Source organism: Streptomyces sp. sk2.1 (genome assembly GCF_008120935.1).
GTDB lineage: Bacteria > Actinomycetota > Actinomycetes > Streptomycetales > Streptomycetaceae > Streptomyces.
Genome location: NZ_RDBO01000055.1, coordinates 208672 through 224629, shown reverse-complemented (window position 1 = coordinate 224629; position 15958 = coordinate 208672). Strand labels below are relative to the sequence as shown.

General features: G+C 70.8%; 14 protein-coding genes and 1 tRNA gene. 8 read left to right on the top strand and 7 right to left on the bottom strand.

The window, feature by feature from the left end; genetic code table 11:
• Positions 1-408 precede the first annotated feature (408 nt).
• Complete coding sequence (gene serS / locus EAO76_RS18265; RefSeq protein WP_148837010.1) at positions 409-1698, top strand: serine--tRNA ligase; 1290 nt, start codon at positions 409-411, stop codon at positions 1696-1698.
• Positions 1695-2492 carry an HAD family hydrolase gene (locus EAO76_RS18260; RefSeq protein ID WP_148837009.1) on the top strand — a complete coding sequence of 266 codons (798 nt, stop codon included), beginning with the start codon at positions 1695-1697 and terminating at the stop codon, positions 2490-2492. The genes serS and EAO76_RS18260 overlap by 4 nt, the downstream gene beginning before the upstream one ends.
• A 115-nt stretch (positions 2493-2607) precedes the next feature.
• Here the strand turns inward: EAO76_RS18260 and EAO76_RS18255 are convergent.
• From EAO76_RS18255 to EAO76_RS18230, 6 genes are all read right to left on the bottom strand, one after another.
• Positions 2608-2694: transfer RNA gene (locus EAO76_RS18255), tRNA-Ser, on the bottom strand.
• 296 nt (positions 2695-2990) lie between these two features.
• Complete coding sequence (locus tag EAO76_RS18250) at positions 2991-3689, bottom strand: hypothetical protein (protein WP_148837389.1); 699 nt, start codon at positions 3687-3689, stop codon at positions 2991-2993.
• Between the two features lie 207 nt (positions 3690-3896).
• Entirely contained in the window at positions 3897-4565 is a 669-nt protein-coding gene (locus tag EAO76_RS47320) for an ABC transporter permease (protein ID WP_316248353.1), read from the bottom strand.
• Between the two features lie 30 nt (positions 4566-4595).
• Positions 4596-5507: an ABC transporter ATP-binding protein gene (locus EAO76_RS18240; protein WP_148837008.1), complete on the bottom strand. Its 912-nt coding sequence runs from the start codon at positions 5505-5507 to the stop codon at positions 4596-4598.
• On the bottom strand, positions 5504-6415 hold the full coding sequence (locus EAO76_RS18235; RefSeq protein WP_148837007.1) for an ABC transporter permease: 912 nt from the start codon (positions 6413-6415) through the stop codon (positions 5504-5506). Before EAO76_RS18235 ends, EAO76_RS18240 begins: the two co-directional genes overlap by 4 nt.
• A complete protein-coding gene (locus tag EAO76_RS18230; RefSeq protein ID WP_262375575.1) occupies positions 6412-7479 on the bottom strand; it encodes an ABC transporter ATP-binding protein in 1068 nt (355 codons plus the stop codon). Before EAO76_RS18230 ends, EAO76_RS18235 begins: the two co-directional genes overlap by 4 nt.
• A 197-nt stretch (positions 7480-7676) precedes the next feature.
• Between EAO76_RS18230 and EAO76_RS18225 the strand changes: the two genes are divergently transcribed.
• The 6 genes from EAO76_RS18225 to EAO76_RS18200 all read left to right on the top strand — a co-directional run bounded on the left by EAO76_RS18225 (position 7677) and on the right by EAO76_RS18200 (position 14049).
• On the top strand, positions 7677-8528 hold the full coding sequence (locus EAO76_RS18225) for a M24 family metallopeptidase (protein ID WP_148837006.1): 852 nt from the start codon (positions 7677-7679) through the stop codon (positions 8526-8528).
• A gap of 5 nt (positions 8529-8533) precedes the next feature.
• The gene (locus tag EAO76_RS18220) at positions 8534-10306 is read left to right on the top strand and encodes an SDR family oxidoreductase (RefSeq protein WP_316248358.1); all 1773 of its coding nucleotides are present in this window, start codon (positions 8534-8536) and stop codon (positions 10304-10306) included.
• A complete protein-coding gene (locus tag EAO76_RS18215) occupies positions 10303-11283 on the top strand; it encodes a MerR family transcriptional regulator (protein ID WP_262375574.1) in 981 nt (326 codons plus the stop codon). Before EAO76_RS18220 ends, EAO76_RS18215 begins: the two co-directional genes overlap by 4 nt.
• 148 nt (positions 11284-11431) lie before the next feature.
• A complete protein-coding gene (locus EAO76_RS18210) occupies positions 11432-11974 on the top strand; it encodes an RNA 2'-phosphotransferase (protein WP_148837005.1) in 543 nt (180 codons plus the stop codon).
• Positions 11975-12034: 60 nt separating this feature from the next.
• Complete coding sequence (locus EAO76_RS18205) at positions 12035-12934, top strand: LLM class flavin-dependent oxidoreductase (RefSeq protein WP_148837004.1); 900 nt, start codon at positions 12035-12037, stop codon at positions 12932-12934.
• Between the two features lie 248 nt (positions 12935-13182).
• Positions 13183-14049, top strand: a complete 867-nt coding sequence (locus EAO76_RS18200; protein WP_148837003.1) for a Cof-type HAD-IIB family hydrolase — start codon at positions 13183-13185, stop codon at positions 14047-14049.
• Positions 14050-14119: 70 nt separating this feature from the next.
• Here EAO76_RS18200 and EAO76_RS18195 read toward each other — a convergent pair whose 3' ends face one another.
• Positions 14120-15826: a GAF domain-containing sensor histidine kinase gene (locus tag EAO76_RS18195; protein WP_148837002.1), complete on the bottom strand. Its 1707-nt coding sequence runs from the start codon at positions 15824-15826 to the stop codon at positions 14120-14122.
• Between the last annotated feature and the right edge of the window lie 132 nt (positions 15827-15958).

The window sequence follows — 15958 nt, the reverse complement described above, 5'->3', positions numbered from 1 at the left end:
CCCCCTTGCCGTCACCCCACCCCGCCGATCGACCCTCCGATGCGGAGAATTCCCACCCGAACGAGCGTATGAGTCGGGTTTGAACAGAAAATCCACGAGCCACCGCGGCCTTTCCGGAATGAATCATTCCGACTTCCACAGATCGCCTGCACAGGCTGTGGATAACTTGCAAAAGCCTCAACACCTGTGGACAACCGGCAGCCAACTCCCCCTCCCCTCAAGGCCGGTACGTCAAGGTGTGCGCGACTTCTGCCCCATTCAGATGAATGTGCTCTTTTCATTGACGGACGAGATCGACGCCAGTCGCGCAATCCCCTCAAGAATTACCAATTCGGTCAATTAGGGCAAAGTGACACGCTTGGCGATATCGGTTCGAGCGGGGGAAGTGCGCACCGGTAGCCTGGAGGGGTGATTGACCTTCGCCTGCTTCGTGAGGACCCCGACCGTGTTCGCGCCTCCCAGCGCGCCCGTGGAGAGGACGTCGGCCTCGTCGACGCCCTTCTCTCCGCCGACGAGCTGCGCAGGTCGTCCGGGGTCCGCTTCGACGAACTCCGCTCCGAGCAGAAGTCGCTCGGCAAACTCATCCCCAAGGCGTCGCCCGAGGAGCGCAGCGAGCTGCTCAAGCGGGCCGAACAGCTGAAGACCGAGGTCAAGGCCGCCGACGCGGCCCAGGCCGAGGCCGACGCCGAGGCCAAGAGCCTGATGCTGCAGATCGGCAACATCGTCCACGAGGACGTGCCGGTGGGCGGCGAGGAGGACTTCGTCGTCCTGGAGACGCACGGCACGATCCGTGACTTCGGGGCCGAGGGCTTCGAGCCCAAGGACCACCTGGAGCTCGGCGAGAAGCTCGGCGCCATCGACATGGAGCGGGGCGCCAAGGTCTCCGGCTCGCGCTTCTACTACCTGACGGGCGTCGGCGCGCTGCTGGAGCTCGCCCTCGTCAACGCGGCGATCGCGCAGGCCACCGAGGCCGGCTTCGTCCCGATGCTGACCCCGGCGCTGGTCCGTCCGCGCGCCATGGAGGGCACCGGCTTCCTCGGCCAGGCCGCGGAGAACGTGTACCACCTGGAGAAGGACGACTTCTACCTGGTCGGCACCTCCGAGGTCCCGCTCGCCGCGTACCACATGGACGAGATCATCGACGCCGAGAAGCTGCCGCTGCGGTACGCCGGCTTCTCGCCCTGCTACCGGCGCGAGGCCGGCACGTACGGCAAGGACACCCGGGGCATCTTCCGCGTCCACCAGTTCGACAAGGTCGAGATGTTCTCGTACGTCGACCCGGCGGACGCCGAGGCGGAGCACCGCAGGCTCCTGGAGTGGGAGAAGCAGTGGCTCACCGCTCTTGAGCTGCCCTTCCAGGTGATCGACGTGGCCACCGGCGACCTGGGGGCCTCGGCCGCCCGGAAGTTCGACTGCGAGGCGTGGATCCCGACGCAGGGCAAGTACCGCGAGCTGACGTCCGCGTCGAACTGCAACGGTTTCCAGGCCCGTCGCCTGTCCGTCCGGATGCGCAGCACCCAGGACGGCAAGAAGGTCCTCCAGCCGCTGTCCACGCTGAACGGCACGCTCTGCGCCGTACCGCGCACGATCGTGGCGATCCTGGAGAACCACCAGCTGGCCGACGGCTCGGTCCGGGTTCCCGAGGTGCTCCGGCCCTATCTGGGCGGGCGCGAGGTCCTGGAGCCGGTCGACCGGTGACCTTCCCGTACAGGCTCGTCGCGACCGATCTCGACGGCACGCTGCTGCGTGGCGACGAAACGGTCTCCGAGCGCACCCGCGCGGCGCTGGCCGCGGTCGCCGCGGCCGGTGCCGCGCACATCATCGTCACCGGCCGCGCGGTCCCCTGGACCCGGCACATCCTGGAGGACCTGGGATACGAGGGGCTCGCGGTCTGCGGCCAGGGCGCCCAGGTCTACCACGCGGGCGAGCGCAGGCTGCTGACCTCGCTGACGCTGGACCGGCAGCTCGCCGGTCTCGCGCTGTCCAAGGTCGAGGCCGAGGTCGGTCCGCTGGCGCTGGCGGCGAGCCGTGACGGGCTCGACGGCGAGGTGCTGGTCGGCCCCGGCTACCGCGTGCAGGACGGGCCGCTCCCGGCCGTCTTCGTGGACGACCCCGCCGAGATGTGGTCCGCGCCCCTGAACAAGGTCTACATACAGCATCCCGACCTCGACGACGACGCGCTGGCGAAGGCCGCCCGCGCGGCCGTCGGCAACCTGGTGGACGTGGTCATGGCCGGTCCCGGCGTGGTGGAGATCCTCCCGCTGGGGCTGAGCAAGGCGACCGGCCTCTCGCTGGCCGCGCGCCGGCTGGGCGTGAAGGCCGTGGACACCCTGGCCTTCGGCGACATGCCGAACGACATCCCGATGTTCGCCTGGGCGCGGCACGGCGTGGCGATGGCCAACGCGCACGAGGACCTGAAGGCCGTGGCCCAGGAGGTCACCGCGTCCAACGAGGACGACGGCATCGCCGTGGTCCTGGAGCGGCTGCTCTAGGGTCTTTCGCCCGGGCGGTCCGGACGGTCCGGACCGGGAAACCGGACCGGAAAGCCGCGCGGGTGGGTGCGACGGCTCCCACCCGTCGGCCGCCGGTCGACGGCCCCTGCTGTTGCGGAGGATGCGCGGATCGAACGCGCGCGGGGCGAAGACCCCGACGACGGCTTAGCAAGCCGCTGCCTTACCACTCGGCCAATCCTCCGGGAGGGCGGCCGACGCGATGCGCGAACGGTGCCGCCCCGGGCGTTCCGCCCCGAACCGCACCGCGGGGAGCCGTCGGTGACCGCTCCGCTACTTCGGCGCCGGTGGGAATCCGCCCTGCCGGGAACTCGACGGACTCGTACTCCTGGTCATCGTCGCGCTCCTCTCCCGGTCCGTGGCACGCATGCGCGGGTGCCCGCGCATCGGCGTGTGTCGTGCCGACCACTGTGCCCCGCGCGGTCCTTCGGCGCCACCGGTTTTCCCCGCTACGCCGAAGGATCGCGAACTCCCCTCCGGTCAGCGCCGCTTGTCGCGTCGGCGGTTCAAGTCCTTCAGGTTGCGGGCGAGTTCGTCCATCCTGCCGTCGATACGGACGATGTCCTCCGCGACGTGCCCCAGCCGCACGCTCATGGCCCCGACGACCTGATGCGTGGCATCCAGCCTCCGGTCGAGGCTGTCGAGCCGGTGCGACATCCGGTCGAGCACCGGCCCGAGCTCCTGCAGCGCGCTGCCCACCCCGGCGAGACAGCTCTCGACCCGGGTGACGCGGTGTTCGAGCGAGGCATAGCCCGCGCGCAGATCCCGCTCGGCGTCCAGCAGATAGGTACGCACGCAGCGGGCGATGTCGCTGTCGCGAAGAAGCATCGCGATGTTGAGGACGGTGCGGCGGGTGTGGACCCGGAGCCGGGCCGCCGCCTGTGGATAACTTTCCGCCCCCTCGTCCCCCCATAGCGACATCATGTCGCTATGGAAGGATTGCAGCTCAGCACCTCGGAGCACACGCATCCCGTTCTCCGTGAGCTCGCCCCGATGGCGATCGATGAGCCTTCTGACCGTGGCTGTGGATACTTCGAAGTACCGCGCCACATCCTCTGTGCGAACGTGAATTCCGTCCGGGAGCATGACAAGGCTCTTCACCTTGTCGAGGACGTCGACACGCCCCATCTGTTCGACGCGCAGCGCACGCGATTCGAGCAGGGCGACTTCTGTTGGCATGGGCATGCCTTTCAATCGTGAACGTCGATGGACAGCCCCGCCCCGGGGCCGAGGGCGGAGGACGCTCACGGTTGCCACTCACTCAATGACCGACCCGGCGGGGTTCTCCCGCACCGGCATCGGCAATCCCTTGTTTCACGAAAGCCAGGTCGCCACGGATTCCAGTTGCCTCCACGCACCCCGACCAACGAACCGGCAACCGCACAGTCACGCGTACGCCCGACAGCCGTCCGGAACGAGCCGGCCCCGAAGCGGTTCGGACCGGCGGCCCCGAAGCGGACCAACCCCCGTCCGGAGGACGAGGGTTGGTGAGTGGGGTGACGGGTGGGCAGGGAGGGATCGACGGGGAGTGATGGTCGCAGCCTCCGTACCGGCGGAGACCGCCGCCCGCGCCCGGCCGGCCCCCCGGTCACTCCTCCCACATCCTCGAAGAGGTCGAACAGCTCGCCTCGCACATCGAGGTGATCGTGGCGGGACGGCACGCGGCGTCCGGCGACTTCCGGAAGATCCGCCGCCTGATGACGGGATCAGGGTGGGCACCGCGGAGAAGACCATGGTCACGGCGATGGACACGATCAGCTTGGTGCAGATGATCGTCGGCCGCTTCACCGGCTTGGCCAGCAGGTAGACGATCGATCCGTCATCGATCTCGGGGCCGATCGCCCCGGTCCCGGCGATCACCCCGATCAGCGGCACCATCGTGGCGATGGCGAAGCCGCCCAGCACGTCCGAGGCGACCTGGTCGTCGGCCCCGGCGAACATCCGCACCGCGCCGGCGATGACCAGCAGCAGGGCCGGCAGGACGAACAGGATGGCGGCCCGGCGCCGGCCGAGCAGGGCCCGGTAGGTGAGCCGGGCGACTGTGGGGTCGTACATGACGCTTCACAGCTCCTTTCAGGCCACTACTCAGGCCGCTACGAGATAGGAAAAGACCGATTCGAGGGACTCGTCGGACGGCGAAACGGTCAGAAGGCGAATCCCGTGCTCACGTGCGACCTTCGGCAGCAGCTCTGTGAAGCGTCCGAAGTCGACCGCCTGGATGCGCAGGGCCCGTTCGCCCAGGTCCACCTCGATGCCGGCCGTCGACGGATCGGCGATCAGCGCGGCGGCCAGGGCGCGGTCGTCGCTGGAACGCACCAGGTAGCGGTGCGGGCGGTCCGTCATCAGGCGGCGGATCTTCCGGAAGTCGCCGGACGCCGCGTGCCGTCCCGCCACGATCACCTCGATGTGCGAGGCGAGCTGTTCGACCTCTTCGAGGATGTGGGAGGAGAAGAGCACCGTACGGCCCTCGGCCCCCATGCGTCGCAGCAGCTCCATCAGCTGCATCCGCTGGCGCGGGTCCATGCCGTTGAACGGCTCGTCGAGCAGCAGCACCGACGGTTCGTGGACCAGGGCGGACGCCATCTTCACGCGCTGGCGCATGCCCTTGCTGTACGTCGAGATCTTGCGGTCCTGCGCGTACTCCATCTCGACCGTGGCCAGCGCCTTCTGCGCCTCCGCGTCGCCGAGCCCGTGCAGTTCCGCGTTGGCGACGACGAACTCGCGGCCGGTCAGGAAGTCGTACATCGCCTCCCGCTCCGGCACGATCCCGATCTCGGTGTAGACCGCCTCGTTGCGCCAGATCGGTTTGCCGTCGAGGGTGACCGTGCCGGTCGACGGGGCGAGGAATCCGCCCATCATGTTGATCAGCGTGGACTTTCCCGCGCCGTTGGGCCCGAGCAGCCCGGTGACGCCCGGACCCACCGTCATGCTCACGTCGTTGACGGCGACCACATTGCCGAACCAGCGCGAGGTGTGGTCGATCTCGATGGTGGTCACAGCCCGACCTTCCGGTAGCGGCGCATCAGTACGGCGTACGAGCCGGCGACGAGCGCGAGAACAACGATCAGATAGACCATGCCGACCCCGGCGTCCGGGCCCGACCCGCCGGGGAAGTCCGAGCGGGCCCCGAGGAACGCGGTCTGCACGCCGCCGATCAGCGTGATGGGGGAGAAGAGCCCCAGCCACTCGACGGCTCCTTCGGAGCCCGTCTGCCAGGCGATGGTCTGGACCACCGAGACCGCGCCGTAGGTGATGGACAGCACGGCGATCACCGCGGCGACACCGAAGCCGCGGCGCGGTGTCAGCGCGGCCATCACCAGGCCCAGCCCGGCGAAGAGCACGGAGAGCAGCCCCACCGAGACCAGCCCCTGGCCGAATCCCTTGGTCTGGTCGGCGAAGTCGAACTTCCCGAGCAGCGCGCCCACGTAGAGGATGACGAGCGGCGCGCCGGTGAGGATGAAGAGCGCGGAAGCCATGGCGGCCAGCTTGGCCACGACGTAGTCGACCCGTTCGATCGGCCGCGAGAAGTACAGCGGGACGCTCTTGAAGCGCAGGTCCCTGGAGACCGACTGGGGCGCCTGTGCGGCGAGGAAGAGGCCGATCACGGCCTGGAGATAGATCGCGAACGCGGTGTACTTGATGGGCAGGGCGGTCGCCGTCGGGGTGGCGATGGCAACGGCGACGATGATCGCCGCGACCAGGCACATCACGCCGAAGAGCAGCATCGGCAGCACCTTGGACTTGGCGGAACGGCCCAGTCCGAAGGAACCCCGCAGGGACTGCGAGTAGAGGGAGCGCCGCGCGTAGCCGCGGCCCAGGCGGGGGCCGTCGTAGGAGCGGTAGCCGATGTTGTGGATGCGGGAGGTCTCGCTCCCGGCCGTGGTGCCGCGCTCGGTGCTCGTCACGACCCCTCCCCCTTCTGCCGGGTGGCGTCGGCGGCCGCGGGCGCGGTCCGTGGTGTCTCGTCGGAACTGAAGACCTCGGCGATGTGGTGGCGCCGCTGCTCCATCCTCACGAGCCCGAGGCCGAGCCCGGCGACGCTGTCGCGCACGATGTCGTAGGTCTCCTCGCCGGTCGCCTCGACCAGCAGGATGTGGCCCGCGCCGGGCAGTCCCCGGTCGTCGAGGCCGTCGTGGCCGATCAGCTTCACGCCCGCTCCGGTGAGGGCCCGGCGCAGCGCGTCGGTGCCGTCCGGGTGGGTGTCGCTGTCGGTGACCTCGACCGCGAGGGTCGTGGTGGTCTGGGTGAAGTCGCTGGTGGAGCTGGAGCGCAGCAGGGTTCCGCCGTCGATGACGACGACGTGGTCGCAGGTGCGTTCCAGTTCGCCCAGGAGGTGCGAGGTGACCAGGACCGAGATGCCGAAGTCGCTGTGGACCCGGCGGATCAGCCCGAGCATCTCGTCGCGGCCGACCGGGTCCAGGCCGTTGGTCGGCTCGTCCAGCAGGACCAGCTGCGGGTCGTGGACCAGTGCCTGGGCCAGCTTGACGCGCTGCTTCATGCCGGTCGAGTAGCCGCCGATGGGGCGGTAGCGCTCCTCGTACAGGCCGACGTGGCGCAGCGTGTCGGCGGTGCGCTCGCGCGCCGCCGTCGGCGGCAGTCCGGACATCCGCGCCATGTGGACGACGAACTCGGTGGCCGAGACGTCCGGCGGCAGGCAGTCGTGCTCGGGCATGTAGCCGACCCGTTCCCGGATGGCGGCACCACTGGTGGCGACGTCGAGCCCGAGCACCGCGGCCCGGCCCTCGGTGGCGGGGGACAGACCCAGCAGGATCTTGATCAGTGTGGACTTGCCGGCCCCGTTGGAACCCACCAGGCCGGTCACGCCCGGTCCGATGTCCAAGGAGAGCCGGTCAAGCGCGGTCACCCGGGGGAACCGCTTGCTCAGGCTTTCGGTCGCGATCACAGTCACGTGTTCGAAGGTAGTGGCGCGGGCCACATCGGTCGTCAGCCCTGGCGGCTGGATCGGCATCCGACTCCAGATGTACGGACCCGTAAGGGGGCACCGCGAGGTATGAGGCCGGGGGCCGGGGCCGGCCGCGCCCCGTCGTCGCCCCGAAGTTGTCCACAGGTCTCCGCGCACCCCTTGACGTAGCCGCCGAGCATTGTCACATTCATCAGTGTCACGTTACGGACACGTACCGCACACGGCAGGGAACGGACGGTGGCATGGCCTCGGCAGTGAAGGACCAACGGGCCCCGGAGCTGGATGGGTTCAGAGAAGTCCAGCGGCTCGCGTACGCCTGCGCGGAAGCGGTCGCCGGCCGGCTGCGGCCGGGGGTGACCGAGCGCGAGGCGGCCCGCATGCAGCGCGACTGGCTGCGCGAGCGCGGGGTGCGGGACTGGTTCCACCTCCCCTTCGCCTGGTTCGGCGACCGCACGGCGTTCGCCGGGTTCAAGGTGCCGCTGCAGTTCTTCCCGACCGACCGGAGGCTGGAGCCGGGGATGCCGTTCATCCTCGACATGGCCCCGGTGTACAAGGGCTTCACGGCGGACATCGGCTACTCCGGCTGCCTCGGGCTGAACCCCCTGCACGACCGGCTCCTGGCCGACCTCGAGGACCATCGCGAGCTGATCCTGCGCGAGGTGCGCGAGCGGCGTTCGCTGCGCGAGATCTACGAGGACGTCGAGCGCCTGATGATCCGGCAGGGGTACGCCAACAGGCATCGCGCGTATCCGTTCGGCGTCATCGCCCACAAGGTCGACCGGGTGGTCGAGCGGCGCTGGGCCCCGCATGTGTTCGGCTTCGGCACCCAGTCCCTCAAGGGGCTGATGAGCGACGCGCTGCACGGGCACCGGGAGGGCTGGTCGCCGCTGTGGAGCCCGTACCGCTTCTCCGACCATCCGCCGCAGCCGGGGCTGTGGGCCGTCGAGCCCCATCTCGGATTCCGCGGCACGGGGGCCAAGTTCGAGGAGATCCTGGTGGTCACCGACTCCAAGGACCCCGAGCAGAGCGCCTTCTGGCTGGACGACGATCTGCCGCACGTGCGGCGCTGGGCCGAGGAAAGGGTGGCGGCATGAGCCTGCTGGATCTGCCGGGGGCGCGCGAGCGCCGGGTGCGCACGGGCGGCATCGAGCTGTGCGTGGTCGAGCTGGGGGACGCGGCACGGCCGACGGTCGTGCTGGTGCACGGCTATCCGGACAGCAAGGAGGTCTGGACGGAGGTGGCGAAGCAGCTGGCCGACCGGTGGCACGTCGTGCTGTACGACGTGCGCGGGCACGGCCGGTCCACGGCCCCGAAGCCGCTGCGCGGCGGCTTCACCCTGGAGAAGCTCACCGACGACTTCCTGGCCGTCGCCGACGCGGTGAGCCCGGACCGCCCGGTGCACCTGGTGGGGCACGACTGGGGGTCGGTCCAGTCGTGGGAGTTCGTCACGGTCAAGCGGACCGAGGGCCGGATCGCCTCGTTCACCTCGATGTCCGGGCCTTCCCTGGACCACTTCGGACACTGGATCAAGCAGCGGATGTCCCGGCCCACCCCGCGCCGGGTCGGCCAGCTGCTCGGCCAGGGCGCCAAGTCCTGGTACGTCTACATGCTGCACACCCCGGTGCTGCCCGAGCTGGCCTGGCGCGGCCCGCTCGGCAAGCGGTGGCCCCGGATGCTCCAGCGGCTGGAGAAGGTGCCCGCCGGCGACTACCCGACGTCCTCGCTGCCCGATGACGCGGCGCACGGCGCCTGGCTCTACCGGGACAACGTGCGCGCCCGGCTGAGCCGGCCGCGCACGGACGCCTACGCGCACGTGCCGGTCCAGCTGATCACGCCGACCGGGGACGTCTTCCTCTCGGAGAAGCTGTACGACCGACTGGAGCTGTGGGCCCCGCAGTTGGTGCGCCGGTCGCTCGACGGCAAGCACTGGGTGCCGCGCACCAGGCCCGACCGGCTCGCCGCCTGGATCGACGAGTTCGTCGCCGCCAACGAGGCCGCCACGGAGGACGGCCGTCCGGTGCAGGACACCTCGCCGTCCGGGGCCTACGCGGAGAGGTTCGGGGGGCAGCTGGTCCTGGTGACGGGAGCGGCCGGCGGCATCGGCCGCGCCACCGCCTTCGCGTTCGCCGAGGCGGGTGCCCGGGTGGTGGCCGTGGACCGGGACGCGGAGGGGGCGGCCCGGACCGCGGAGATGGCCCGGCTGATCGGCTCCCCGGCCGCCTGGGGCGAAGCCGTGGACGTCAGCGACGAGCAGGCGATGGAGAAGCTCGCCGAGAAGGTGGCCGCCGAGTACGGCGTCGTCGACGTCCTGGTCAACAACGCCGGGATCGGCCTGTCCGGCTCCTTCCTGGACACCACGAGCGAGGACTGGAAGAACGTCCTCGACGTCAATCTGTGGGGGGTCATCCACGGCTGCCGGATCTTCGGCCGGCAGATGGCCGAGCGCGGCCAGGGCGGTCACATCGTCAACACGGCCTCCGCCGCCGCCTACCAGCCCTCCCGGGCGCTGCCCGCGTACAGCACGTCCAAGGCGGCCGTGCTGATGCTCAGCGAGTGCCTGCGGGCCGAGCTCGCCGACCGGTCGATCGGGGTCAGCGCCATCTGCCCCGGCATCGTCAACACGAACATCACCGCGACGGCGCGCTTCGCCGGTGCCGACGCCGCGGAGGAGCAGCGGCTGCGGAAGCGGTCCAGTCGGCTGTACGGGCTCCGCAACTACCCGCCGGAGCGGGTCGCCGACGCGATCCTCAAGGCGGTGGTGCGCAACCAGGCCGTCGTGCCGGTGACACCGGAGGCCCGCGGCGCCCGGCTCCTGTCCCGGTTGAGTCCCGGTGCGCTGCGCGGGATCGCCCGGCTGAAGCCACCGCTGTGAGCGGCTCCGGGCAGCCGGCGCCGGCGGTGGACCGGCCGGCCGCCGCCGAGTACCGGATCGAGGATCTGGCGCACGCGAGCGGGGCCACCGTGCGCACGATCCGCGCCTATCAGGACCGCGGTCTGCTGCCGACACCGGAGCGGCGCGGCCGGGCCAATGTGTACCGGGACACCCACCTGGCCCGGCTCCGGCAGATCGCCGATCTGCTGGACCGGGGCTACACACTGGCCAGCATCAAGGAACTCCTGGACGCCTGGGACACGGGCCGGGGGCTGGGCGGGGTGCTCGGGCTCGTCGCCGAGGTGCACGGCCCGTGGACGGACGAGCGGGCCGACCGGATCACCCGGGCCGAGCTGAACGAGAGGTTCGGCGGGACGCCGGACGACGAGGCGGTCGTCGAGGCGATGGAGCTCGGCGTGCTCGAACCGATCCCGGGCAAGGACGACGAGTTCCTGGTGCCGAGCCCCCAGGAGCTGGCCGTGGCGGTGGAGCTGTACGCGGCGGGCGTTCCGCTGGGCGCGATCTCCGGTCATCTGCGGGAGCTCCGCGGCCAGGTCGAGCACATAGCCTCCCGCTTCCTGGAGTTCACCACCGAGCACGTCTTCGCGCGCTATCTCGGCCACCGGCCGCCGACCGACTCGGACGCGGCGGAGGCGGCCGCCATGGTGCGCAGGCTGCGTCCGCTCGCCCAGCAGACCGTGGACGCCGAACTGGCGCGTGCGATGCGCCTGTTCGCGACCCGCCATCTGCACCACCACCTGGGCGCGGACACCCCGCTGACCCCCGACGAGCCCCCGGCGGCGGCACACCGGGTGGAGCTGCCGCCGGGCACCATCAGCGCCGTGCGACGGCTCGTCGGGGCGCAGAACGTCTCCGCCTTCATCGCGGCCGCCGCGGAACGCGAGGTGCAATCAAGGACATTGGACGCACTCGCCTCACCGGACTCCAGAAACAGACAAGTTGACCAAATAGGTTGATTTCAAACTCCCTTGTCCACAGAATAGCCAATTCTCCTGTGGATAACTCAAGTTGACTGTGGATCAAACCTGTGGACGGGAATCGCTTGAGCAAACCGTGCGCAAAATTCGGATGCGCCCGGAAAACGGCGCCGGGCACCCTGGCTGGATGGACGAGAAGCGCACCGTAAAGGTGTCCAAGTACCTCTCGAAGCACCTGCGGCACCAGCCGCAGCGGATCGGGATCACGCTCGACGCCAACGGGTGGGTGCCGATCGACGAGCTGCTGCGTGCCACGGCCCGCAACAACTTCCCCCTCACCCGGGCCGAGCTCGACCATGTCGTCGCCTCCAACGACAAGCAGCGCTTCGCTGTCGAGAACGGCCGCATCCGCGCGAGCCAGGGCCACACCGTTCCCGTCGATCTCGGTCTGCCGCCGGCCGAACCGCCCGCGTACCTCTACCACGGCACGGTGGGCCGGGTGCTGGACGCGATCCGCGACGAGGGCCTGCGGCCCATGAACCGCACGCACGTCCACCTCTCCCCCGACCGCGAGACCGCGACCGGGGTCGGTGCCCGGCGCGGCCGTCCCGTCGTCCTGTCCGTGGACGCGGGCGCGATGCACCGCGCGGGCCACACCTTCTGCGTCAGCGCCAACGGCGTCTGGCTCACCGCCGCGGTGCCGCCCGAGTTCCTGCGCTTCCGGGAGTGACCCGGACGGGGCGCACCCGGTCGTTTCCGGTGTGCACGACCGGTCCGTAAGGTCGTGGTCATGCGTCTGAGCACTGTGATTCTGCCGATCCACCGCTGGAGCGAGGGCCGGAAGGTCTGGCGGCGGGCCGAAGACCTCGGCTTCCACGCCGCGTACACCTACGACCACCTGTCCTGGCGCACCTTCCGCGACGGCCCGTGGTTCGGCGCGGTACCGACCCTCACCGCCGCGGCGACGGCCACCGAACGACTGCGTCTGGGCACCCTCGTCACCTCCCCCAACTTCCGGCACCCCGTCACGCTCGCCAAGGACCTCATCACCCTCGACGACGTCTCCGACGGGCGCGTCACCCTCGGCATCGGCGCCGGGGGCAACGGCTTCGACGCCATGACTCTGCGGCGGGCCGGTGAGGAGCCGTGGACGCCGCGCGAGCGCGCCGACCACTTCGACGACTTCGTCCCGCTGCTGGACCGGCTGCTGCGCGAGCCCTCGGTGACGTACGAGGGCCCCCTCTACGCGGCGAACGAGGCCCGGAACATCCCCGGCTGCGTGCAGCGGCCCCGGCTGCCGTTCGCGGTGGCGGCCACCGGCCCGCGCGGAATGAGGCTCGCCGCCCGGCACGGCCAGGCGTGGGTGACCACGGGCGACCCGAAGCTGTACGAGACGGGCACCCCCGAACAGTCGGTGGAGGCCATCCGCGGGCAGCTCACCAAGCTGGGCGCGGCCTGCGAGTCCGTCGGCCGGGACGTCGCCGAGCTGGACAAGATCCTGCTCACCGGCTTCACCCCGGACCGCCCGCTGGAGTCCTTCGACGCCTTCGTGGACTTCGCGGGCACCCACTTCGCGCTGGGCTTCACGGAGATCGTCGTCCACTGGCCGATCCAGGACTCCGACTTCGCGGCCGACGAGAAGGTCTTCGAGCGCATCGCCACGGAGGGCCTGGCCCAGCTCGGCCACTGACCGCGGCCGACACCTCGCCACGGCTGGCATCCCGCCTCGGCCACCGTCGTCCATCGTCCGTCGTCCGTCACCCACCGCCCGTCGCCCGCCGCGGCCGTCGTCACCGGTCGCGGCGCGGTCATCGGGCCCGGCGGGCCGTTTCCGCCCTGTTGGCATATGCATTCGGCATGTTCCCCGGTCAGGGGCGCGCACCCTCAGATGTGCGCCCCTCCGCACGCCCGTGCACCCTCGTACGCGAGAATGGGCGGGTGACCTCAGCTACCGACTCGCCTTCGCCTGCCGCCATACGGCTGATCGCCACCGACCTGGACGGCACCCTGCTGCTCGACGACAAGACGGTTTCGGACCGTACGGTCGCCGCACTCGCCGCCGCCGAGGAGGCCGGTATCGAGGTCTTCTTCGTCACCGGCCGCCCGGCCCGCTGGATGGACGTCGTCAGCGACCACGTCCACGGCCACGGCCTGGCGATCTGCGCGAACGGCGCGGCGGTCGCCGATCTGCACGACGGCAACAGGCTGCTCAAGGTCCGTCCGCTGGAGCGGCCCATCGCGCTCGGCATCGTGCACGCGCTGCGCGCCGCCGTCCCCGGCACCTCGTTCGCCGTGGAGCTGTCCACCGGCATCCACTACGAACCGGCCTACCCGCCCTTCCACCTGGACCCGGGCGCCACGGTCGCCGTCGCCGAGAAGCTGCTGCAGGAGGAGACGCCCGGGGCCGGCGCCCCCGTGCTGAAGCTCCTCGCCCACCACGCCGAACTGGCCCCGGACGAGTTCCTCGCCCTGGCCCGCGCGGCGGCCGGGGACCGGGCCTCCTTCACCCGGTCCAGCCCCACGGCCCTGCTGGAGATCAGCGGCCCCGGGGTCTCCAAGGCCAGCACGCTGGAACTGTGCTGTGCCGAGCGCGGCATATCGCCCGCCGAGGTCGTCGCCTTCGGGGACATGCCCAACGACGTGGAAATGCTCAGCTGGGCGGGCACGTCGTACGCGATGGGCAACGCCCACCCGGCCGCGATCGCCGCCGCCTCCGGGCGGACCGCCACCAACGGCGAGGACGGCGTCGCCGTCGTCATCGAGCGGATCATCGCCGAACGCCGCGCGGCCGACGCGGCGCGCTGACGCCCACCACGTCCCGTCCCGCCGTGTCCCGGCGCCGGGTGGCGGGCGGTCCGGGCCGCCACCCGGCGGTTCAGAGGGGCACCTCCCACACCACGGTCGTGCCGCCCCCGTCCGGGCCGATGCCGGGGCCGAACCAGCTCGCGCCGCCGAGCGACTCCGCCCGGCGCGCCAGATTCCGCAGCCCGCTGCGGCGGCCGCCCTCCGGGATGCCCACCCCGTCGTCGGCGACCGACAGCCGCACCGCGTCCGTCCCGTCGGGCAGCGTGGCGGTCGCGTCGACGACCACGTCGATCAGCGACGCCTCCGCGTGCCGGAAGGCGTTGGACAGCGCCTCGCGCAGCGCCGCGATCAGGTTCTTGCCGGTCGACTCGCCGACCAGCGAGTCGACCGGCCCGAGGAAGCGGTGCGAGGGCTTGAAGCCCAGGGGGACCGCCGCCATGTTGATCTCGCGCAGGACACGGGTGCGCAGCCCCGACGGCGCCTCGGCGGGTTCCTGCTGGAGGGCGAAGATCGCGGTCCGGATCTCCTGGATGGTCACGTCCAGTTCGTCGACCGCCCGGCCGACACCGGTCTGCACGTCCGTCTCGGCCGATCTGCGCTGGGCGCTCTCCAGCATCATCCCGGTGGCGAACAGCCGCTGGATGACCAGGTCGTGCAGGTCGCGGGCGATCCGGTCCCGGTCCTCGTAGACCGCGAGCCGTTCCCGGTCCCGCTGCGCCTCGGCCATCATCAGCGCGAGCGCGGCCTGCGAGGCGAACTGGACGGCGAGGGTCCGTTCCGCCTCCGTGAACGGCCGGCCGCCGCGGGCGCGGGGGGTGGCGAGCGCGCCCAGCACCCGCCCGCCGCTGTGCAGGGGCAGCAGCATGCTCGGGCCGAAACGATTTGCCAGCTCGGTGACCATGCGGAAGTCGGTGGCGCAGTCGTCCACGAAGACCGCCTCGCCGCTCAGCAGTTTCACCACCACCGGGCTCTCGGGCCCGATGATCATCCCGAGCGAGGTGGCCGGGTCGTCCGCGGAGACGGCGACGATCTCCAGACCGCCCTCCCCGGTCGGCAGCAGCACGATGCCGGCGGCCGAGCCGGCGAGACGGCGGGCCTGTTCGGCGACGACGGAGAGCGCGTCGTCGGCGTCCCCGCCGGAGAGCAGCGCGGTGGTCACGGCGACCGATCCGTCGATCCAGCGCTCGCGCTGGCGCGCCGCCTCGTACAGCCGGGCGTTGCCGATGGCGATCCCCGCCTCCGTGGCCAGGACCCGCACCATGTGCAGGTCGTAGTCGTTGAACTCGGCGCCGTCGTCCTTCTCGGCCAGGTAGAGGTTGCCGAAGATCTCGTCCTGCACCCGGATGGGGACGCCGAGGAAGGTCCGCATCGGGGGATGGCCCGGCGGGAATCCGGCGAACCTCGGATCGGCCGTCAGGTCGGCCAGCCGCAGCGGTACCGGGTCGTGGATCAGCGCGCCGAGCAGTCCCCGATGGCCGTCGGGGCGGTGGCCGATCTCGTCCGCCACCTCGTCCGGCACCCCGTACGTGACGAAGTCGGAGAGTCCCGCGCCCTCCTCGTCGACGACTCCGATGGCCGCGTAGCGGCAGTGGGCCAGTTCGGCGGCCGTCTCGCAGATCCGGTCGAGGGTGGAGTGCAGTTCCAGGCCCGCCCCGACGGAGCGCATGGCCTCCAGCAGGTGCGGGATGCGGGTGGTGATCTCGGCGGACGGACCCGGCAGGCCGTGGGGCTCCCGCGCAGCGGCTTCGGGTGAGTCCCTCGGGACCTGCTCAGACATACCCAGAGCGTAATTAGTGACGATTGGCGAGGAAAGTCGGCTTCGATGTTCCCGGCCCCGCCCGGCGCGCCTCCCGGGTCCGTSCGCCGAGATCACCACCCGCATCCCGCACCTGCTGGAGGCCATGCGCTC